Here is a 19847-nt window from a genome sequence, read left to right as displayed (position 1 = left end):
AATATGCGAAGATGTCGGTGTTAACGATGTCTTGCCTAGCGCCCCGTTCACCAAGTTCAAACAGGGACGAACGGGGACAACATGAAACTGAAATATCTTCTTCTCGCAGCAGCCGTCGCCTTCCCGGCTTCGGCCTACGCCGAGGACGCCGGCGCCGCCAAGGACACGCAGGTCGAAGCCGGTTCGACCACCTCGGCCGATGCCGTGCAGCCGACCAAGCGCGCCTTCACCACGGGCGTCGCCCGCGGCCGCGACCTGCTCGACAGCGCCATCTCGACCAGCGCGCTCGACGAGGGCGAAATCCAGAAGTTCGCGCCGCGCTCGGTCAGCGAAATCTTCCGCAACATCCCGGGCATGCGCTCCGAAGCCTATGCGGGTGAGGGTTACTCGAACATCTCGATCCGCGGTCTGCCGATCGCGCTTGGCGGTGCCAAGTTCCTGCAGCTTCAGGAAGACGGCCTGCCCGTCCTCGAGTTCGGCGACATCGCTTTCGGCAACGCCGATCAGTTCCTTCGTGCCGACCTGACCTTGTCGCAGGTCCAGGCGATCCGCGGCGGTTCGGCGTCGACCTTCTCGTCGAACTCGCCGGGCGGCGTGATCAACCTGATCTCGAAGACGGGTGAGGAAGAAGGCGGCGCGGTCCAGCTGACCACGGGTCTCGACTACGAAACCTACCGCATGGACTTCGACTACGGCGCGAAGATCACCGATACGCTGCGCTTCAACATCGGCGGCTTCTACCGCCAGGGTGAAGGCGAGCGCCATACGGGTTACGACGCCTACAAGGGCGGCCAGTTCAAGTTCAACCTGACCAAGACCTTCGACGGCGGTTACGTGCGCCTCTACGGCAAGTTCCTCGACGACAAGTCGCCGAACTACAGCTCGGCCCCGCTGCGCGTGACCGGCACCAACGACGATCCGAAGTATTCGGTCGTTCCGGGCTTCGATCCGCGCAAGGACACGATGTACTCGCGTTATCTGCAGTCGAACCTGTCGATGAACGAGAACAACCAGTTCAGCCGTTACGACTACACCGACGGCATGCACTCGAAGGTCAAGTCGCTCGGCGGCGAGGCGCAGTTCGAGGTCGGCGATTGGACCGTCACCGAGCGCTTCCGCTATGCCGATATCTCGGGTTCGTTCCGCGGCACCTTCCTGGCCCCTTCGCTGACCGGCCCGGCTTCGGTCGTCACCGGCATCTGGGGCGGCCCGGGCGCGGTCCTCAGCTACGCCAATGGCCCGCTCGCCGGCCAGGTGATCAGCAACCCGTCGACGCTCAACGGCAACGGCCTGGTCTCTTCGACCACGCTGTTCGACGCGGACCTCAACGACCTGACCAACGTCACCAACGACATCCGCGCCAGCCGCGTGTGGAACGTCGGCGGCGGCAAGCTGACCGCCACGGCGGGCTTCTACAAGGCCGCGCAGACCGTCAACACGACGTGGCACTTCTCGTCGGTGTTCCAGGAAGTGAAGGGCAACGGCGAAGCCGCGCTGCTCAACCTGACCTCGGCCGCCGGCGTGCCGCTGACGCTCAACGGCTTCTACGGCTTCGGCTCGACCTTCTTCGGTAACACGCGTCGCAACATCTACGACGTCGACTACTCGGTGAACGCGCCCTACGCCTCGCTGAACTACCACGTCGGCAATCTCGCGATCGGCGGCTCGATCCGCTACGATTTCGGCACCGCCCGCGGTGAAGTCTTCGGCGCCGATCTCGGCGGTGGCCGCACCGGCATCACCTCGTACGACGTCAACGGCGACGGCGTGATCTCGGCCGCGGAAACGCGCGTGGCGATCTATCCGCTGACGCGTCCGGCTCCGGTCCACTACAACTACGACTACCTGTCGTACTCGCTGGGCGTGAACTACCGTCTCGCCGACGACATGTCGGTCTTCGCCCGCTACAGCCGTGGTGGCCGAGCCAACGCCGACCGCATCCTGTTCTCGAACTACATCAACGCCACCGACGGCAGCCTCGCCCGCGAGGACGCCGCCTACGATCCGGTCACCCAGGCCGAAGCGGGCGTCAAGTATCGCGGCCAGGACGCCGAGCTCTACGTCACGGGCTTCTTCGCCAAGACCAAGGAGCACAACATCGGTCTCGACCGCTCGTACCGCGCCTATGGTGTCGAGCTCGAGGGTTCGGTCAAGAAGGGTCCGTTCCGCCTGAACGCCGGCGCGACCTTCACCAAGGCCGAGATCACCAAGGATGCGCTGGTCGCCGCCACGGTCGGCAACACGCCGAAGCACCAGGCCGATCTGATCTTCCAGGTCACGCCGCAGTTCGAGACCGAGCGTTTCACCATCGGTGCGAACTTCCTCGGCACCACGAACAGCTACGTGGGTGACAACGACGGTCTTAAGATGCCCGGCTACACGCTGGTCAACGGCTTCGTGCAGTATCGTGTGAGCGACCGCGTGCAGCTGTCGGTCAACGCCAACAACCTGTTCAACAAGCTGGCGATCATCGAAGCGCAGGACACCACGATCCCCGCTACGGGTATCGTCCAGGCCCGCACGGCCAATGGTCGTACGGTCTCCGCTTCGCTGCGGTTCGACTTCTAAGAACGAGGACCGGCCGGGGCAAACAGCCCCTCCCCAATTGCTCCGGTCGATTCCTCAAAATCGAAACGGCATCGGTCTCCGCCCCGGGACCGGTGCCGTTTCTGATTCTAGAGCCCGAGGAACAGTCCCGCGAGCGCGCCGCTCATCAGGTTCGACAGGCTGCCTGCGAGCAGGGCCTTGAGGCCGAGGCGCGCGATCGCCGGGCGCTGGTTGGGGGCGAGGCCGCCGGTTACCGCCATCTGGATCGCGATCGAGCTGAAATTGGCGAAGCCGCAGAGCGCGAAGGTCACCACCGCGACCGTGCGTGGGGACAGGTCGGTCGCCTGGCCGAGGTCGATGAACGAGACGAATTCGTTGAGCACGATCTTGGTGCCGAACAGGCTGCCCGCGTGCAGCGCCTCGGCCCAGTCGGCGGCGCCGAGCACGTAGAAGATCGGCGCGAAGACATAGCCGAGCAGCGACTGGAAGGTCGCGCCCGGCGCGCCGAGCATGCCGCCGACCCAGCCGACGAAGCCGTTGGCCAGCGCGACCAGCGCGACGAAGGCGAGGACCATCGCGCCCACGGCGACGGCCAGCTTGACGCCGGTCTGCGCACCCTGGCTCGCGGCCATGATGACGTTGGCCGGGCGCTCTTCCTCGTCGTGCAGCGCGACCACGTCCTCGACCGGGGCGTCGAGATCGATCCCCGGCGGATCGGGCATGATCAGCTTGGCCATGAGGATGCCGCCCGGCGCCGACATGAAGGCCGCGGCGACGAGGTAGTCGATGCGGATGCCCATCGAAGCATAGGCGGCGAGGATCGTGCCGGCGACGCCGGCCATGCCCACGGTCATCACGCAGAACAGCTGCGAGGGCTTGAGGCTGGCGAGATAGGGCCGGATCACCAGCGGGCTCTCGCTCTGCCCGACGAAGATGTTCGAGGCGGCGCAGAGGCTCTCGACCTTGCTGACCCCGGTGACCTTCTCGAGCCCGCCGCCGATCCAGCGGATCACCAGCTGCATGATGCCGACGTAGTAGAGGATCGAGATCAGCGCGGCGAAGAAGATGATCACCGGCAGCGCCGAGATCGCGAAGCTGGTGCCGCCGATTTCGGGATTGGCCAGGGGCCCGAACAGGAAGGCCGTGCCGGCATGGGCATAGCCGAGCAGGCTCGACACGCCGGCGGCGACCGCCTGGAGCAGCGCGTTGCCCGGCGGGAAATAGAGCACGAGCGCGGCGAGCCCGGCCTGAAGCGCGAAAGCCGCGCCGACCACGCGCAGGCGGATCGCCTTGCGGTTCGACGAGAGCAGCACTGCCACGACAAGAATCAGAACAATGCCTAGCAGGCTGTGGACGACTTGCATCGGCGCCGGTTCCCCCCGTTGCGCGGTTACTTACAGCGCGACAGGTAACGAGGCGCGGTCATCGCGCATAGTGCAAATGCTCCACCGGGGCGCTAGGGTCTTTCGATGCAGGAACAGGGTGGGGCCATTCCCCGGTCGCTTTTCGTCTTCTCGCTGCTCTACGGCGGCCTCGCCGTGCTCGCGGGCGTGCTCGGCACCAAGCTCGCCTCGCTCGGTCATTGGCCGCTGCTCGGCGACCTTGCGGTGGAATCGGGGATCTTCGCCTTCCTGCTGCTCGTCGTCATCTCGAGCGCCGTCGCCGAATTGTTCGGGCAGGGCATGGCCAACCGGCTGGTGCGCTATGGCTTCATCCCTCTGATCGTTTCGATGGTGCTGTTGACCCTGGTGATCCACGTCGTGCCGCCGGCGCCGTTCTGGAGCGACCAGGACGCCTTCGCGCGTTTGCTCGGCCAAGGCGCGCGGATGCAGTTCGCCGGGCTGATCTCCTACGGCACCTCGCAGACGCTCAATGTTGCGATCTTCTCGCGGATCGCGGGCGGACAGGGCAAGTTCCTGCTGCTGCGCGCCTGGATCGCCTCGATGCTTTCGCAGATCGTCGACACGGTGCTGTTCATCACGATCTCGTTCTACGGTGTGGTCGACCAGAGCGGCCAGGCCATGCCGATCGTCCAGATCATGGAAGGCCAGATCATCTCGAAGCTCGTGCTCTCGACGATCATGGTGCCGCCATTCATCTACCTGTTCGTGCGGCTGGGGCGGCGGCTCGATCGTCCGGCCTGAACGCCGGGTCTGAAAACACTTCAAATCGCCGTGCAGCGCGGTAAAGCGCGCTCATGTCGAATCCCAACGATCCCGCACAGAGCGCGCAGCTGCTCGCCAAGGCCGAAACGCTGATCGAGGCGCTGCCCTATCTGCAGCGCTATGCCGGCCGCACCTTCGTGGTGAAGTATGGCGGCCACGCGATGGGCGATCCCGAGCTGGCGCGCGATTTCGCCGAGGACGTCGTCCTGCTCAAGGCGATCGGCATCAATCCCGTGGTGGTCCACGGCGGCGGCCCGCAGATCGGCGCCATGCTCAAGAAGCTCGGCGTCGAATCGCAGTTCATCGACGGCCTGCGCGTGACCGACAAGGCCACCGCCGAAGTCGCCGAGATGGTCCTGTCGGGTGCGATCAACAAGGAACTGGTCAACTGGATCAGCGGTGCCGGCGGCAAGGCCATCGGTATTTCGGGCAAGGACGGCCGCATGGTCACGGCCAGCAAGGTCCGCCGCACCAAGAAGGATCCCGAAAGCAACATCGAGCAGGTGCTCGACCTCGGCTTCGTCGGCGAGCCCGAACTGGTCGACACGACGGTGATCGACACGCTTTCGGCCGCGGGCATGATCCCGGTGATCGCGCCGATCGCCGCGGGTGCCGACGGCGAGACCTACAACATCAACGCCGATACCATGGCCGGCGCGATCGCCGCCGCGATCGGCGCGGCGCGGCTGTTCCTGCTGACCGACGTCACCGGCGTGCTCGACAAGGACAAGAACCTGCTGACCAGCCTGACCCCTGCCGACATCGATCGGCTGGCCGCGGACGGCACGATCCAGGGCGGCATGATCCCCAAGCTCGAGACCTGCGTCCACGCGGTGCTCGCGGGCTGCGAGGCGGCGGTCGTGCTCGACGGCCGCGTGCCGCACGCGATGCTGCTCGAATTCTTCACCTCGCGCGGCGCCGGCACGCTGATCCGCGCGGGTTGATCCGGCCGCGTTACCGGGAACATCCGCGCGGCGGAGGCGCTTTTCCGGCATGAGACGTGTTCTGATGATCGCCCTGGCGCTCGGCACAGTCGCCTGCGAACGCAAGTCCGAGCCTGCGCCCGAAGCGTCGGCCAGCGCGGCAGCGCCGGTGCCGGCGGCGACGGCCGTACCTCTGCCCGAAGCCAGGCCGACGCCCAGTGCGACTCCCAGCGAGGCCGCGCCCAGGCTCGACAGTGCGGCGCTCAACGATCGCAAGGACCCCGACCGCCTGCTGCGCTACTACGCCGCCGCGCTCTATGCGCGCGATTGGGATGCAGCGGCCAAGGCCTGGGGCAGGGGCTCGGGCGTGACCGCCACGACGCTCAAGGCCTCCTACGATCGCGCCGAGCCGCCCGTGCTCGAACTCGGCAAGGGCCAGCAGGACGGCGGCGCCGGCTCGCTCTACTACGAAGCGCCGGTGGTGCTGCGCTTCGGCGACGACCGGCCCGAGCGCGGCAGCCTGGTCCTGCGGCGGGTCAACGACGTCGACGGCGCAACGGCCGAACAATTGCGCTGGCATATCGAACGCAGCACGATCGGCGCGGGGCAGTAGCCGCGGCGCATAGCCGCTCTTTCCCCCCTGCCCGTGCTCGGCTATCAGCGGCCAAACCCCGATCGCTGAAAGGCACGGCCTTGCTGTTCTTCACGCTCTACGAAATCATTTCCTACCTCATCAACATCATCGTCGTCGTCGTCATCGTGCAGTTCGTCCTGAGCCTGCTGATCTCGTTCAACGTCGTGAACCTGCACAACAATTTCGTCGCCGCCATCTGGCAGGCGGTGAATGCGATCCTCGAGCCGGTGCTCGCGCCGATCCGCCGGATCATGCCGAACACCGGCGCGGTCGACCTTTCGCCGATGGTGCTGATCATCGGCCTGACCATCCTTCAGATCATCCTCAAGAACCTGGCCTACGCAGCACTATGACCCAAGCTTCGATCATCGACGGAAAAGCCTTCGCCGAAGGCCTGCGCGGCCGCGTCGCCGAATTGGCCGCCACTTTTGAACCGGCCGCGGGTCGCAAGGCGGGCCTCGCCGTCGTCCTCGTGGGTGAGGATCCGGCGAGCCAGGTCTACGTCCGCTCGAAGGGCAAGCAGACCGTCGCCTGCGGCATGGCCAGCTTCGAGCACAAGCTGCCCGAGGATACGACGCAGGACGTGCTGCTGGCGTTGGTCGATCAGCTCAATGCCGATCCCGCGGTCGATGGCATCCTCGTCCAGCTGCCGCTGCCCAAGCACCTCGACGAGCAGGCGGTGGTCGAGCGGATCAGCCCGAACAAGGATGTCGACGGCCTCACGCCGATCAGCACCGGCCGTCTCGCGCTCGGCCTGCCGGGTCTGGTGCCCTGCACGCCGCTGGGTTCGCTGATGCTGCTCAAGGACCGGCTCGGCAGCCTCTCGGGGCTGAACGCCGTCGTGATCGGCCGCTCGATCCTCGTCGGCAAGCCGATGGCGCAATTGCTGCTCGGTGAGAACTGCACGGTGACGATCGCACACAGCCGCACCAAGGACCTGCCCGAGGTCGTGCGCCGTGCCGACATCGTCGTCGCCGCGGTCGGTCGGCCCGAAATGGTCAAGGCCGACTGGATCAAGCCCGGTGCGACCGTGATCGACGTCGGCATCAACCGCCTGCCGCCGGCCGAAGGCGCGGAAAAGGGCCGCCTGGTCGGTGACGTCGACTATGCCGACGCCAGCACCGTCGCCGGTGCGATCACCCCGGTGCCCGGCGGCGTCGGGCCGATGACCATCGCCGTCCTGCTGCGCAACACGATCGTTGCGGCGCACCGCAATGCCGCTATCCCGCTGGCCGAGGACGCGATTTGAAGCGTCTGGCCGCCTGCCTCGCGTTGCTGGCGCTCGCGCCGGCGGCGCTGGCGCAGGACGGCCCCCCCGGCCCGCCGCGCGGTGGCGGTGTCCGGCTCGGCAGCCTGGCCAATCCCAGCGCGGCGATCGCCGCCGAGATCGCCTTTGCGCGGCTCGCGCAGGAGAAGGGCCAGTGGACCGCCTTCAAGGCGACCGCGGCCGAGGATGCGGTCATGTTCACGCCGCGCATGGTGCTGGCTCAGGCCTGGCTAAAGGATCGCGCCAATCCGCCCGCGGGGCTGAACTGGCAACCGCACGAAGTCTGGTCGAGCTGCGACGGTTCGCTGATGGTCACCCACGGCGCCTGGCAGAACGGTGCCAGGCACGGCTGGTTCACCACGGTCTGGCAGCGCCAGGACAAGGGCGGCTACAAATGGGTGCTAGACCATGGCGACGAGACCAAGGACGCGCTTGAGGCGCCCGACATGCTCTCCGCGCGTGTCGCCGAGTGCCCTGAGCGCCGCATGGGTGCCCGTCCGGGCGGACCACCACCCGGCAAACGTGGCAAGCCTCCCAAGCAACCCAAGGCGCCGCCGGTGCCGTTCGATCCGGCCCATCGCGAAGGCCGCTCTAACGACGGCTCGCTAATCTGGAGCGTCGATGTCGCGGCCGATGGCGCGCGCAGCTTCGTCGCGCGCATGGCCAGCGATGGCGAGGTTCGCGAAGTCCGCAACGAACGCGTCACCGGGAGCTGACGTGATCGAGCTGTTCATCTCGGCCTTCGTCACGCTGTTCGTGGTCATCGACCCGCCGGGCTGCGCGCCGATCTTCGCGGGGCTTACCAGCACCGCGCCGCCGGTCGCCGCGCGGCGCATGGCGATGCGCGCCTGTCTGATCGCGACGATGATCCTGCTCGTCTTCGCGCTGTTTGGCGAGAAGCTGCTCGGCGCGCTGCATATCGAGCTCAACTCGTTCCGCATCGCCGGCGGCATCATGCTGTTCCTGATCGCGATCGACATGGTCTTCGAGAAGCGCACCGAGCGCCGCGAGAAGCGCGCCGAAGAGGTGCGCACCGCGGCCGAGGTCGACGACGTCTCGGTCTTCCCGCTGGCGATCCCGATGATCGCCGGGCCGGGCTCGATCGCGACGATCATGCTGCTGATGTCGCGTGCGCAGGGCACCGAGGCGACCCTGATGATCCTCGCGGCGCTGATCGCGGTGATGGTGCTGTGCCTGGCCGCGCTGCTCGCGGCGGGGCCGATCATGCGGCTGGTCGGGGCCAAGGCCGAGGCCGTGGTGACTCGGCTGCTCGGCGTGCTGCTGAGCGCGCTGGCGGCGCAATATGTGATCGATGGTTTGCGCGCCGTGATGGCGAGCTGAATCGAAGCACCCGGCGGAGGCTCGCCGGCTACTGCAGCGTCTCGCCGTCCTCGTCGTCGCTGTCGCGGCGGGCGAAGAACTGCATGAGCTGGATCAGCAGTTCGCAGCGTTCGTTGATCCCGTTGGCTTCGAGCAGCGCCTGCTTGGCGGCGGCGTCGAAAGGGGCGATCTGGCAGACGCCGTTGATCAGCGAGACGTCGTCGAGCCGCGAAACCGAATCCCAGTCGACGCGATAGCCTTGCGCGTCGGCGAAGCGGCGCGCCTCGCGTTCGAAGCCGGCGCGTTCGATCGCGGCGAGGACCTCGTCCTCGGGCTCGTCGAGCAGTTCGCCCTCGATCTGGCGGAACGGGGTGGTGACGTCGAGCTCGCGCAGCATGCGAAAGCGTGATTCGCCTTCGAGCACCAGATTGAAGCGCCCGTCGTCGAGCGCCTCGACGTCGCCGATCCGGCCGAGGCAGCCGATCTGGAACAGCGGTGCGCCTTCGAACTCGCGCTGCGGCTGGATCATGCCGATGCGGCGATCGCGCGCGAGCGCGTCGCTGATCATCGCGCGATAGCGCGGCTCGAAGATGTGCAGCGGCAGGTGCAGGCCCGGGTAGAGGATCGCGCCCGTCAGCGGGAAGATCGTGATGCGCATCTGTCCCCTCCGCCTTTCGTCTGCGCTAGCCGAACAGCACGGTCGATAGTCGCCGCCGCGTTGCCGCGACCCAGGCGTCCTCGAGCCCGATCGCCTCGAACATCTGCAACAGCTTGGCGCGCGCGGCGCCTTCGTTCCATTCGCGATCGGCCGCGACCATCTTGAGCAGCGTATCGGCGGCGGCGTCGCGCTCACCCGCAGCGAAGGCGGCGTTGGCGAAGGCGAGCTGCGCGTCCATGTCGGCTGGACGCTCGGCCGCGGCGGCGCGCAGCGCGGCCAGTTCGCCGTCGTCGGGCTTGGCCTTGGCCAGTTCGAGTGCCGAACCCGCGCGCTCGATCGCCGGATCCTTGGCGAGCGCAGGGTCGAGCGCGGCGAGCATTTCGCCGGCTTCTTCGATTCGGCCGGCGAGTACCAGCGCGCGAATCAGACCGCCGATCGCCTGGGCATTGTCGGGCACCATGTCGACGATCTGCGCGAAGACGCTCGCCGCGCGTTCGCCGTCGCCCTCGGCCAGCACGTCCTCACCCATGGCGAGCAGCGGCGCGACGTCGGGCGCGGCCTGACCGCCGGGTTGGATCGGCAGCTTGGCGAGAAGCTGGTCGAGCATCGACTTCAGCTGCGATTCGGTGCGGGCGTTGGTCAGGTCGGCCACCGGCTGGCCCTGGAACATCGCATAGACCGTGGGAATCGAGCGAATCTGGAACTGGTCGGCGATGAAACGCTCTTCGTCGACGTTGACCTTGGCGAGAATCACGCCCTTGTCGGCATATTCGGCCGCGACTTTCTCAAGCAGCGGCGTGAGTGCCTTGCAGGGGCCGCACCATTCCGCCCAGAAATCGAGGATGACGAGCGAAGTCATCGACGGTTCGGCGACCTGCTGGCGGAACCGGTCCACGGCTTTCTGCTCTTCGATATTGAGGCCGAGGCTTGCCAAGGCAGGTACTCCACTTGTGCGGTCTGGGGATAATGGCGGCCAATGTGGGCTTTTCGCCGCATTTGTGAAGGGCGAAAGCGCCCGGGACGGGGCTTTGAAATTTTATCGCATTTTTCCCCTTGCCGGGTCCGAAAGCCGCTGCTAGTTGCGCGCCTCACCCCGGCCCGCCGCCGCAGAAAACGGCGGGCTGAGACGTTCGAGCGGGCGTAGCTCAGGGGTAGAGCACAACCTTGCCAAGGTTGGGGTCGAGGGTTCGAATCCCTTCGCCCGCTCCAGTCTCTTCCGAGACATTCGCAGGCCGGAACCGGCCGCTGCGTAACGGGCCAGGCCCGTTAAGACTTCCATATCATTGTGTCCCGCTGCTGAACGATCAGTGGACATTGGTCGAACCGGCTGCGTGAGGCGATGGACTCTCGTGGAATGACGGTATAGCTCAAGTGCATCGCCCCGCGCAGCCGCCGGACCGTCATCCGGAAGTCGCGCGGGGTCAGAATTCTCGATACTCGAATAAAGCCCCGCGGTTCCTCCACCCGCGGGGCTTTTTCACGTCTACAGCACGCGGCCGGCCTGTTCGGGGCTGGGCACCCAGCAGGTCTGGCGCTTGCCGAACAGTCGATAGCGATTGCGTGCGATGAGCCGGTACAGCGGGTCGCGCAGCGCCCGCGGGACGAGGCGCAGCACCATCAGAGCGCGCCATGGCCAGCCGAGCCCCGACCAAATCGCCAGGATCGCATCGCTGTCGCGCAGGGCTTCGTCGCCGGTGACGACGATCAGCGTGTCGGGATCAGCGGGATCGATGCCGAAACGGCGATAGAGCGCGGCGCCGACCGCACCTTGCATCGAGGCCAGCCGGAAGTGTCCGCGGCGATCGTAGCGCAGAACGAATTGCGCGTTGAGCGAGCACAGCACGCATTCGGCGTCGAACACGATGATGGGATGCGCGCCGTTCATGCGGACTGCATAGCCGACCGGTTGATTGCGCAAAACCGACACGATAACGCGTGCGCGTGTTTCCTTTCACCGGCCTGCGTCTGTTGCTGCCCGCGATCGTGCCGTCGTGGCGTTTCTTCGATGCGGTGACCGCCAGTCCCCGCCTCGACTATGCGCTGGCGCCTGCGTCCGATACGCCGGCGGGGCCCTGGCGGGAGTTTCGCCCGCGTCCCGCCGTCCTGACACCCGCTACCATGTTGCGTCGACTGCTGTGGAACCCGCAGTGGAACGAGAGCCTCCATTTGGTCAGCCTGGCCGAGCGTTTGCTCGGCGCGGCCTCCGCGGAAACCGCGGCGCATAGCCAGCGTGAACTGCTGCTGCGCGTCGCGCGCGATCTCGATCGGAACGGTGGCTGCGCGCACGATGCTTTGCTGCAGATACGCCTGCGTCTGGTCAGCCGCGTCGGACCGGGCGACGCGATCGCCTAAGAGGTGGTCTACCAGTCCAGCCCCTACCCGATCGCCGGGCTGCTCACGCGATGACGCTCGACGGCGCGATCCAGCTCACCACGGCGATGATGGCCGCGGCCTTCGTCCAGCAGAGCCTCGAGCATCTGCGTCCGGCTGCGCGGCTTGAGGAGCGCCTGCTGTTCGTGCCGCGCCTCGTGCTGTCGTTGCTCTTGCTGGCAGCAGGCCTGGGGGTTGCCGGGCTGCATCCGGGCTGGCTGACCCTGGCGCTGGTCGCCAACCATCTCTTGATCCTGCCCTTCTTCAACGGGCCCTATAACGGCGGCGCCGACCGGATGAGCCTGCTCGTCCTGCTGTGCCTCGCCGGCGCCTGGAACTTGCCCGAGCCGGCCTGGCGCGAGTTGGCCTTCGCCTATCTCGGGCTGCAACTGCTGCTGTCCTATTTCATGGCCGGCTGGGTCAAGGTGGTGAACCCCGAGTGGCGCAGCGGGCGGGCGCTACGCGACGTCTTCCTGTTCTCGGCCTATCCGGCCGGGGAGAACCTGCGGCGCTGGGCGGAGCGTCCGGGCGTCCTGTTTGCCATGGGCTGGGCGGTGATCGGCTTCGAGCTGGCCTTTCCGCTGGCCTTCCTGTCGCAGCCGACGCTGATCGCGGGGCTCGCCATCGCCGCGCTGTTCCATGGTGCCAACGCCTGCCTGTTCGGGCTCAACCGCTTCTTCTGGATCTGGATCTGCGCCTATCCGTCGATCCTGTGGCTGCAGGAGCGCGTGCTGTGAAAGGGCGCAAACGCTACCTGACCGCGACGATGGCCGACGGCTACGTCAAGACGATCGGGCCGACGGCCTCTCCCTTCACCCATTACTGGCGCATCGTCGCGGAGCTCGGCGGCGGGCGCACCGAGGTGTTCTGGGGGCACACGACCTCGCTCAAGGAGGCCACGAAGAAGAAGACCGCGACCGCCGACGCCGCACGGCAGCGCGGCTGGGAGCGCTACGACTTCGAGGTGGTGGAACTCGTCGAATCGCTCGATCCGCCGGGGCGCCGCTAGCCGAAGGCCTTGCCCGCCGGATCAAGCCGCCGCGATTGCGAGCCTCCGTGCCGATGCTAGATTTCCGCGCGGCCCGACAGGCGGCCGGGAGAGCAGACATGGGCGAACTGCCCGCCGCAGACCGCTTCAGCGATGGCCGCACCGACAGTCCCTATTGGAACGAGAACTCGTGGTTTTCGGTCTCGATCCCCGAACGCCGCATCCACGGGCTGATCCAGCACTTCTTCCGCCCGAACATGAACATTCTCAACGGCGGGCCGGTGCTGTGGGACCCTTCGGGCATCTACCAGTGGAATTGCCTCTACTATAACTGGAGCCATCTCCAGGCGATCCCCGAGGGTGCCGAGAAGTTCGACGTGGTCGCGCGCAATTCGCTGTCGGTGAAGGTCGTCGAGCCGCTCCAGCGCTACAAGATCGACTACGACAAGGAAGGCTTCCAGCTCGATCTCGAGTGGACCGCGGTCGCGCCGCTCCACCGGCTTGAGACCGGCGACCCCGACCAGGCCAAGACCGCGGCCTTCCACTACGAGCATCCGGGGCGGATGACCGGCGTGATCCGCCGCCACGGCGAGGAGCTGCGGGTCGACTGCTGGTCGATGCGTGATGGCTCTTCGGGGCCCTACGATACCGAGGTCTGGCCGCACGGCGGCTATTTCTGGGGCATGGGCGATTCAGGCAGCTTCCAGACGCTGTGCATGGGCAAGAAGCCCGAAGCGAAGACGATGGGCGGCTTCCTGATGCGCGATGGCGAGATGGCGCCGCTGGTCTCGGGCAAGCGGACCGTGCTCGAATATGGCGCGCATGGCCCGGCGAAGGTGCTGTTCGAGGGCGTCGATACCCTGGGCCGGACGATCACCGCGCGCGGGACGATCGATCCCGGGTTGGTGTTCACCGGCTATACCGACCACACGGTGATCTGGTCGCTGGCCGAATGGGATGTCGCCGGCGAGACCTATTGGGGCGACAACCAGGAGTTCTGCCCGTCCGAGACCTTCCGCCGGATCGTGCGCGGCGAGGTCAAGCTGGGAGCGGCATAAGAAAGTCGGCGGACCGGCCGCAAGATAGCCGGCCCGCCGCCCCCCTGCGTGAATGGCCGTTACAGCTTGCGCACCTTGGCGGCGACGAGCGCCCGGGCTTCGGTCAGCGCCTTGGCCGTGGTGGTCTTGCCCGCCTTGATCTCGTCGGCGAGCTCGAGCAGGCGGCCGCTGACGACGGTGCCGGTCTCGGCTTCCTCCGCCACGCCGATGCCCTGGCCGCCCGCCGCAATACCGTCCCACAGCGCACGGATCTGGGTCCAGTAGTCCTTGGTCGCCGCCCAGTAATCGTCGGCCGCCTTCACGTTGAACTCGCTGTTCCGCGTATAGGTGTTGAGCACGTATTCCTGGACGATGGGGACGAGTTTGCCGTCGCGCAGGCCGAGCTTGGTGTTGTCCTGCCAGTGGACCCAGCCGTCGGGGCTCGGCTGGTGGCGGTTGATCGACAGGTAGCGGTCGTAGACCGGCTTGCGCACGGCGTCGCGGCGCGCAAGCGGGCGCCAGGTCCACGACGAGCGCCAGCGACGCACGCCGCCCTGGCTCTCGAACTGGCCCCAGCCGCCATAGCGCGGGCTGTCGTCGACCTGCCACACGGTCTGCGACCAGCGGCCCTTGCGCAACGCCTCGGGAATCTCCTCCCAGCGCCATTCGTTGCGATCCGAATAGGCGAGCACGCGGGCGGGCTCGTATTCCCAGTCCTGGCGCCAGTGCTTGATGATCATCGTCTTGCCCTCGTGCTCGATCACCAGCAGGTGCTGGAGCACGATCTTGCGGCCGGTGTCCTCGATCACGCGGACGACCTCGTTGCCGCCCGAGAGCTTGTTGGGCAGCGGCGTATAGGTGGCATCCCAGCGCGTCGATTCCTGCATGTCGAACTCGACCTCGAAAGTGCCGGCCATGGCGAGGATGTCCGCGCGGTCCTGGTCGAAGCTGGGCGCAGGCGCGGCGGCGATCGGCGGATGCGCCATCGCCGGGCTGACCGCGAAGGCGAGGGCGAGGAGCCCGGCGCCGAGAAGGTGATGAAGCTTGGTCATGGTTTCTCGTCCTCGGGATCAGAAGCGATAGCTGGCCGACACGCTGACATTGCGTCCGGGCTGGGTATAGGCGTCGGCGACCGGCGGGTCGACGAAGCTGGTGGCAGGCGCCGTGGCGGCCACGCGCGAGACGCCGCGGACGTCGCTCCACCAGGCGTATTTGGCATCGGTGATGTTGAACAGGCCCGCGCGCAGGGTCAGGCTGGGCATGGGCTTCACGAAGACCGTCGCGTCGAGGATCGTGAAGGCGTTCGGCAGATAGGCGTTGGCGGCCGCGTCGTTGGGCGACTTGCGCGCGGAATGGGTCATGATCAGCTGGCCGCCGAAGCGGTCCTGCCGGTCGCGATAGCCGAGGCCGGCGACGAGCTTGAGCGGGTCGATCGAGGCGAGCGGCATGTCGACCCCGTTCCGCGTGGTCGTGCCCTTGGCATAGGAGATCGCGAGTTGGCCGGTGAGCCCGCTTTCGGAGCGCAGGTCGAGCTTGCCCTCGACGCCCTCGATCTTCACGCGCGCCAGGTTGACGTACTGGAACACGATCGGATTGGCCGGGGTGCCGACGCCGCTGATCTGTTCCTGGCTGATGAAGTCGTTGTAGCGCCCCGCGAAGCCGGTGATCCCGGCCGAGACGTACTTGCTGTTGAGCCGTACGCCGCCTTCGATCGTCTTGCTCTTCTCGGGCCTGAGGTTCGGGTTGGTGATCGTGCGATAGGCACCCTGCGCCGAGGTCGGGTTCTCGAAGAACTGGTTGACCTGGCTGGGCGCGGGCGCCTTGAAGCCGTGCGCGTAGTTGGCGAAGACCGACAGGGCCGAGCCGAGCTTCACCACGGCGCCGATCTTGGGCGAGAGGCGCGAGCCGTCCTGCTTGGCGGCGACGAAGGCCGGCAGCAGGGGATCGGCCTGCGGGCTGAGCTTGTAGTGGTCGAAGCGCAGCGCCGGATAGAGCGCCAGCACGCCATCGGCGATCAGGATGCGGTCGGAGACGTAGGCGCCCGCCAGCGTGAAGTCGGTGACGGGGAAGGCGCGCGTCGGGAAGACGTCCGGCGGGGTCGGCACGGTGCCGTCGCGCAGGCCTTTCTGGCGCGTGACCGAGGCGTCGAGGCCCCAGGCGAGCTCGTGCTTGATCGCGCCAGTATCGAGCTTGGCGCGGAAATCGGCCGCGCCGCCGATCACGCGGTTGTCGAAGGTGTTGATGCGGATGCGGTCGGCCGCGGTGTTGCGGTCCTCGGCGATCCACTGGCGGTTCAGGCCCTCCTGCCAATAGGCGGTGAGCTGGATGAAATCGATCCCGCCCTCTCCCTCGTAGCGCCAGTCGAGCGCGGCGCGCTTGCGCTCGGTGGTGTCGTGGGCGACGAGGCCGATCACCGCGGTTGCCGCCAGGGGCGCGCCGGTGGTCGAAGGCGCGGTGATGCCGCTGAGCACGTTGGTGTCGACCACGCCCTTCTGCCATTCGCCGGTCAGGCGCAGGCGGCTCGAGGCGCCGGTGTCGAGCACCAGCTTGCCGAGCAGCGCGTCGGACTTGGTGTCCTGCGGGTTGGGCGCGGTGCGCGTGGCGTTGAGCGCCTCGTCGGTGCCCTGGTTGTCGAGTTCCTTCCCGTCGCGACGGGTATAGGCGATCATGCCCGAGATCGCGCCGCTGCGCGCGGCGAGGATCGCGGTCTCGCTGAATTCCTCGTCGGCGGAATCGTAGGACGCGCTGAAGCGACCGGCGACGTTGTGATCGCGCAGCAGGTCCGACGGATCGCTGGTCACGAAGCTGACCGCGCCGGCGAGGCCGTCCGAGCCATAGAGCGCCGAGGCGGGGCCGCGCAGGATCTCGACCGACTTGACCAGGCCGAGATCGACATAGGCGCCGCGGCCCGCGGCCTGGGCGCCGAATTCGAAGCCTTCGGGCACGCGTACGCCGTCGATCAGCATCAGCACGCGGTTGCCGTCGAGCCCGCGGATGTTGAAGCTCGCCGCGCCGTCGCGGCCGGTCACGCCCTGGGCCGCGCCGAAACGGCTCGGCGCCTGGCGCACCGAGACGCCGGGCTCAAAGCGGACGAGGTCCTTGATGTCGGAGACCATCTCGTCGGCGATCTGCTCGTCGGTCTTGATCGAGATCGTCGCGGGTACGTCTTCGATCTTTACCGGTGTGCGCGTGGCGCTGACGACGATCTGGCCCTTGCGTTCGGCCCAGAACAGGCCGTCGTTATCTTGCGCTGCGACCGGACTGGCCGCCAGCGCCACGGCGAGTGCCTGCAGAGCGCATGCGGCGCGCACCCGCGAAGAACCGTAATACCCCATCGATTTTCCCTGCTAATGAATATGATTCTCATTAGCCTATGTGCAGAATGCGGCGCAGGGGTCAAGCCGTGGTAGGATTGCTGTCGCTCGCGCTATGAGCGGCTTTAATCGATTATATGAAAATTGAATGCGGATATTAATCGGCAAAACCGATCAGTGGGGGCGAGATTTCCTATTGGATAACCCCCACCACAACCCCTAGCTAAGCGACGTCAGTTTCATCCCGAGCCACATTGGAGAATCACATGGGAATCGTCGGAAGCCAGCTCAAGCCGTTCAACGCCACGGCCTTCCACCAGGGCAAGTTCGTCGAAGGCATCACCGAGGAGACGGTGAAGGGCAAGTGGGGCGTGTTCTTCTTCTACCCCGCCGACTTCACCTTCGTCTGCCCGACCGAGCTCGAAGATCTCGCCGACATCTACGGTGAACTGCAGGGCCTCGGCGTCGAAGTCTACTCGGTTTCGACCGACACGCATTTCAGCCACAAGGCCTGGCACGACACCTCGCCGGCGATCAGCAAGATCAACTACTTCATGCTCGGTGACCAGAACCACGTCCTGAGCAACAACTTCGGCGTTCTGCGCGAAGGCGTCGGCCTGGCCGACCGCGCCACCTTCGTCACCGATCCCGACGGCACGATCCAGCTCGTCGAGATCACCCCCGAAGGCGTGGGCCGCAACGCCGCCGAGCTGCTGCGCAAGATCAAGGCTGCCAAGTACTGGCGCGAGCACCCGGGCCAGGTCTGCCCCGCGAAGTGGGAAGAAGGCGCCGAAACCCTTGCGCCCTCGATCGACCTCGTCGGCAAGATTTGATTTTGGAGAGGCCGGGCGGTTCGCCCGTCCGGCCACCCTCTCCGAGAGCCGTTTCGTTTCCGGTCGCGTGCGACCCGAACCGCAACCGCTTTCGTTAGTTCACCTTCGCGACGCCGCTTCGCGGTGCGACGCGACATGTTCAGGAAAGGCCCGTCATGCCCGTTCTCGACGCTTCCACCACTGCCACGCTCAAACAGTACCTCGGCAACCTGCGCCGCCCGATCGAACTCGTCGCCAGCCTCGGCGACGGGCCCAAGTCGGCCGAAGTGCAGAGCCTGGTCGAGGAAATCGCCGTTCTCTCCGACAAGGTGACTGCGCGCACCGACGGCACCGACGCGCGCAAGCCCAGCTTCGCGATCCATGCGGTCGACGATCCGCGCGCCGAAGTCGTCTTCGCCGGCCTGCCGATGGGCCACGAGTTCACCTCGCTGATCCTCGCGCTGCTCCACGTCGGCGGCCATCCGCCGAAGGAAGAAGAAGAACTGCTCGACTCCGTCCGCAACCTCGAGGGCGAGTACAGGTTCGAGACCTTCTTCTCGTTGTCGTGCCAGAACTGCCCCGACGTCGTGCAGGCGCTCAACATCATGGCGGCGCTGAACCCCAACGTCAGCCACGTCGCGATCGACGGCGCGCTGTTCCAGGACGAGGTCGATAGCCGCAAGGTCATGGCCGTGCCGATGGTCTTCCTCAACGGTGAGGTTTTCGGCCAGGGCCGCATGGATCTCGCGCAGATCATGGCCAAGCTCGACACCGGCGCGGTCGCCCGCGCGGCCGAGAAGATCGCTGGCAAGGAACCGTTCGACGTGCTCGTCGTCGGCGGCGGTCCCGCCGGCGCGGCGGCGGCGATCTATGCCGCGCGCAAGGGCATCCGCACCGGCGTCGCCGCCGAGCGCTTCGGCGGTCAGGTGCTCGACACCCTGGCGATCGAGAACTTCATCTCGGTCAGCCACACCGAGGGCCCGAAGCTCGCCGCCGCGCTCGAGCAGCATGTCAAGGACTACGAGGTCGACGTGATGAACCTGCAGAAGGCGACCCAGCTGATCCCGGCCAAGGACCTGGGCGGGTTGCACGAGGTGCGTCTCGAGAACGGCGCGAGCCTCAAGGCGAAGACGATCATCCTCTCGACCGGCGCGCGCTGGCGGCAGATGGGCGTCCCCGGCGAGGACGAGTACCGCAACCGCGGTGTCGCCTATTGTCCGCACTGCGACGGCCCGCTGTTCAAGGGCAAGCGCACGGCGGTGATCGGCGGCGGCAACTCGGGTGTCGAGGCGGCGATCGACCTGGCGGGCATCACCGCGCACGTCACCCTGATCGAGTTCGACAGCCAACTGCGTGCCGACGCCGTGCTCCAGGCCAAGCTGCGCAGCCTGCCCAACGTCACGATCGTCACCTCGGCGCTGACCACCGAAGTGCTCGGCGACGGCGAGAAGGTGGTCGGCCTGCGCTATCGCGATCGCAACAGCGAGGAAGAGCATCTGGTCGAGCTCGAAGGAATCTTCGTGCAGATCGGCCTGATCCCGAACAGCGAGTGGCTCGACGGCGCCGTTGCGCTGAGCAATCGCGGCGAGATCGAGGTCGATGCCCGAGGCGCCACCAGCGTCCCGGGGATCTTCGCCGCCGGCGACGTGACGACCGTGCCCTACAAGCAGATCGTCATTGCCATGGGCGAAGGTTCTAAGGCTTCGCTCTCGGCCTTCGATCACCTGATCCGCACGAGCGTGCCCGAGCCGGAAGCCGTGCCCGCCTGACATATTGACTTGCTCCCCACCCGCACCGAAAACGGAGCGGGTG

20 protein-coding genes and 1 tRNA gene are annotated in these 19847 nt (G+C 66.7%); 15 read left to right on the top strand and 6 right to left on the bottom strand.

Features of this window, described 5'->3' with window-relative positions; all coding sequences use genetic code 11:
* The first annotated feature begins 81 nt into the window (after positions 1-81).
* On the top strand, positions 82-2568 hold the full coding sequence (locus OLX23_RS07410) for a TonB-dependent receptor domain-containing protein (RefSeq protein ID WP_264444125.1): 2487 nt from the start codon (positions 82-84) through the stop codon (positions 2566-2568).
* A gap of 107 nt (positions 2569-2675) precedes the next feature.
* Here the strand turns inward: OLX23_RS07410 and OLX23_RS07405 are convergent, their stop codons facing one another.
* Positions 2676-3911 carry a NupC/NupG family nucleoside CNT transporter gene (locus OLX23_RS07405; RefSeq protein ID WP_264444124.1) on the bottom strand — a complete coding sequence of 412 codons (1236 nt, stop codon included), beginning with the start codon at positions 3909-3911 and terminating at the stop codon, positions 2676-2678.
* Between the two features lie 105 nt (positions 3912-4016).
* Between OLX23_RS07405 and OLX23_RS07400 the strand changes: the two genes are divergently transcribed.
* The 7 genes from OLX23_RS07400 (at position 4017) to OLX23_RS07370 (ending at position 8877) form a co-directional block, all read left to right on the top strand.
* Positions 4017-4691 (top strand): queuosine precursor transporter, encoded by a 675-nt coding sequence (locus tag OLX23_RS07400; protein WP_264444123.1) that lies wholly within the window; start codon positions 4017-4019, stop codon positions 4689-4691.
* A 53-nt stretch (positions 4692-4744) separates the two neighbouring features.
* The gene (argB, locus tag OLX23_RS07395; protein ID WP_264444122.1) at positions 4745-5656 is read left to right on the top strand and encodes an acetylglutamate kinase; all 912 of its coding nucleotides are present in this window, start codon (positions 4745-4747) and stop codon (positions 5654-5656) included.
* Between the two features lie 49 nt (positions 5657-5705).
* A complete protein-coding gene (locus OLX23_RS07390; RefSeq protein ID WP_264444120.1) occupies positions 5706-6248 on the top strand; it encodes a hypothetical protein in 543 nt (180 codons plus the stop codon).
* Between the two features lie 80 nt (positions 6249-6328).
* On the top strand, positions 6329-6622 hold the full coding sequence (locus tag OLX23_RS07385; protein WP_264444119.1) for a YggT family protein: 294 nt from the start codon (positions 6329-6331) through the stop codon (positions 6620-6622).
* The gene (folD, locus tag OLX23_RS07380) at positions 6619-7518 is read left to right on the top strand and encodes a bifunctional methylenetetrahydrofolate dehydrogenase/methenyltetrahydrofolate cyclohydrolase FolD (RefSeq protein ID WP_264444117.1); all 900 of its coding nucleotides are present in this window, start codon (positions 6619-6621) and stop codon (positions 7516-7518) included. The genes OLX23_RS07385 and folD overlap by 4 nt, the downstream gene beginning before the upstream one ends.
* A complete protein-coding gene (locus OLX23_RS07375) occupies positions 7515-8252 on the top strand; it encodes a hypothetical protein (RefSeq protein WP_264444115.1) in 738 nt (245 codons plus the stop codon). Before folD ends, OLX23_RS07375 begins: the two co-directional genes overlap by 4 nt.
* Before the next feature lies 1 nt (position 8253).
* On the top strand, positions 8254-8877 hold the full coding sequence (locus OLX23_RS07370) for a MarC family protein (RefSeq protein ID WP_264444112.1): 624 nt from the start codon (positions 8254-8256) through the stop codon (positions 8875-8877).
* A 28-nt stretch (positions 8878-8905) separates the two neighbouring features.
* Here the strand turns inward: OLX23_RS07370 and OLX23_RS07365 are convergent, their stop codons facing one another.
* A complete protein-coding gene (locus OLX23_RS07365; protein ID WP_264444111.1) occupies positions 8906-9514 on the bottom strand; it encodes an LON peptidase substrate-binding domain-containing protein in 609 nt (202 codons plus the stop codon).
* Positions 9515-9539: 25 nt separating this feature from the next.
* Positions 9540-10448 carry a tetratricopeptide repeat protein gene (locus OLX23_RS07360; RefSeq protein ID WP_264444110.1) on the bottom strand — a complete coding sequence of 303 codons (909 nt, stop codon included), beginning with the start codon at positions 10446-10448 and terminating at the stop codon, positions 9540-9542.
* 200 nt (positions 10449-10648) lie between these two features.
* Here OLX23_RS07360 and OLX23_RS07355 point away from each other — a divergent pair.
* Positions 10649-10723 (top strand) — tRNA-Gly (locus tag OLX23_RS07355).
* Between the two features lie 274 nt (positions 10724-10997).
* Here the strand turns inward: OLX23_RS07355 and OLX23_RS07350 are convergent.
* On the bottom strand, positions 10998-11441 hold the full coding sequence (locus tag OLX23_RS07350) for a thiol-disulfide oxidoreductase DCC family protein (RefSeq protein ID WP_264444109.1): 444 nt from the start codon (positions 11439-11441) through the stop codon (positions 10998-11000).
* Between the two features lie 8 nt (positions 11442-11449).
* On the opposite strand from OLX23_RS07350, the gene OLX23_RS07345 reads away from it, so the two are divergent.
* The 4 genes from OLX23_RS07345 to OLX23_RS07330 all read left to right on the top strand — a co-directional run bounded on the left by OLX23_RS07345 (position 11450) and on the right by OLX23_RS07330 (position 13930).
* Positions 11450-11866 (top strand): hypothetical protein, encoded by a 417-nt coding sequence (locus OLX23_RS07345; RefSeq protein ID WP_264444108.1) that lies wholly within the window; start codon positions 11450-11452, stop codon positions 11864-11866.
* Positions 11867-11916: 50 nt separating this feature from the next.
* Positions 11917-12621: an HTTM domain-containing protein gene (locus OLX23_RS07340; RefSeq protein ID WP_264444107.1), complete on the top strand. Its 705-nt coding sequence runs from the start codon at positions 11917-11919 to the stop codon at positions 12619-12621.
* Positions 12618-12893 carry a hypothetical protein gene (locus tag OLX23_RS07335; RefSeq protein WP_264444106.1) on the top strand — a complete coding sequence of 92 codons (276 nt, stop codon included), beginning with the start codon at positions 12618-12620 and terminating at the stop codon, positions 12891-12893. Before OLX23_RS07340 ends, OLX23_RS07335 begins: the two co-directional genes overlap by 4 nt.
* A gap of 98 nt (positions 12894-12991) precedes the next feature.
* Complete coding sequence (locus tag OLX23_RS07330) at positions 12992-13930, top strand: hypothetical protein (RefSeq protein WP_264444105.1); 939 nt, start codon at positions 12992-12994, stop codon at positions 13928-13930.
* A 59-nt stretch (positions 13931-13989) separates the two neighbouring features.
* On the opposite strand, the gene OLX23_RS07325 is transcribed toward OLX23_RS07330, so the two are convergent.
* Positions 13990-14961, bottom strand: a complete 972-nt coding sequence (locus tag OLX23_RS07325) for a DUF6607 family protein (RefSeq protein ID WP_264444104.1) — start codon at positions 14959-14961, stop codon at positions 13990-13992.
* An 18-nt stretch (positions 14962-14979) separates the two neighbouring features.
* Positions 14980-17244 (bottom strand): TonB-dependent hemoglobin/transferrin/lactoferrin family receptor, encoded by a 2265-nt coding sequence (locus tag OLX23_RS07320; protein WP_264444103.1) that lies wholly within the window; start codon positions 17242-17244, stop codon positions 14980-14982.
* 245 nt (positions 17245-17489) lie between these two features.
* Between OLX23_RS07320 and ahpC the strand changes: the two genes are divergently transcribed.
* Both ahpC and ahpF read left to right on the top strand, forming a co-directional pair.
* Positions 17490-18056 (top strand): alkyl hydroperoxide reductase subunit C, encoded by a 567-nt coding sequence (gene ahpC / locus OLX23_RS07315; protein ID WP_264444102.1) that lies wholly within the window; start codon positions 17490-17492, stop codon positions 18054-18056.
* 155 nt (positions 18057-18211) lie between these two features.
* A complete protein-coding gene (gene ahpF / locus OLX23_RS07310) occupies positions 18212-19804 on the top strand; it encodes an alkyl hydroperoxide reductase subunit F (protein WP_264444101.1) in 1593 nt (530 codons plus the stop codon).
* The last annotated feature ends 43 nt before the right edge of the window (positions 19805-19847 follow it).

The organism is Novosphingobium sp. JCM 18896 (genome assembly GCF_025938095.1).
Lineage (GTDB): Bacteria > Pseudomonadota > Alphaproteobacteria > Sphingomonadales > Sphingomonadaceae > Novosphingobium.
The sequence above is the reverse complement of the archived record's forward strand: the minus strand, read 5'-3'. Positions and strand labels throughout refer to the sequence as shown.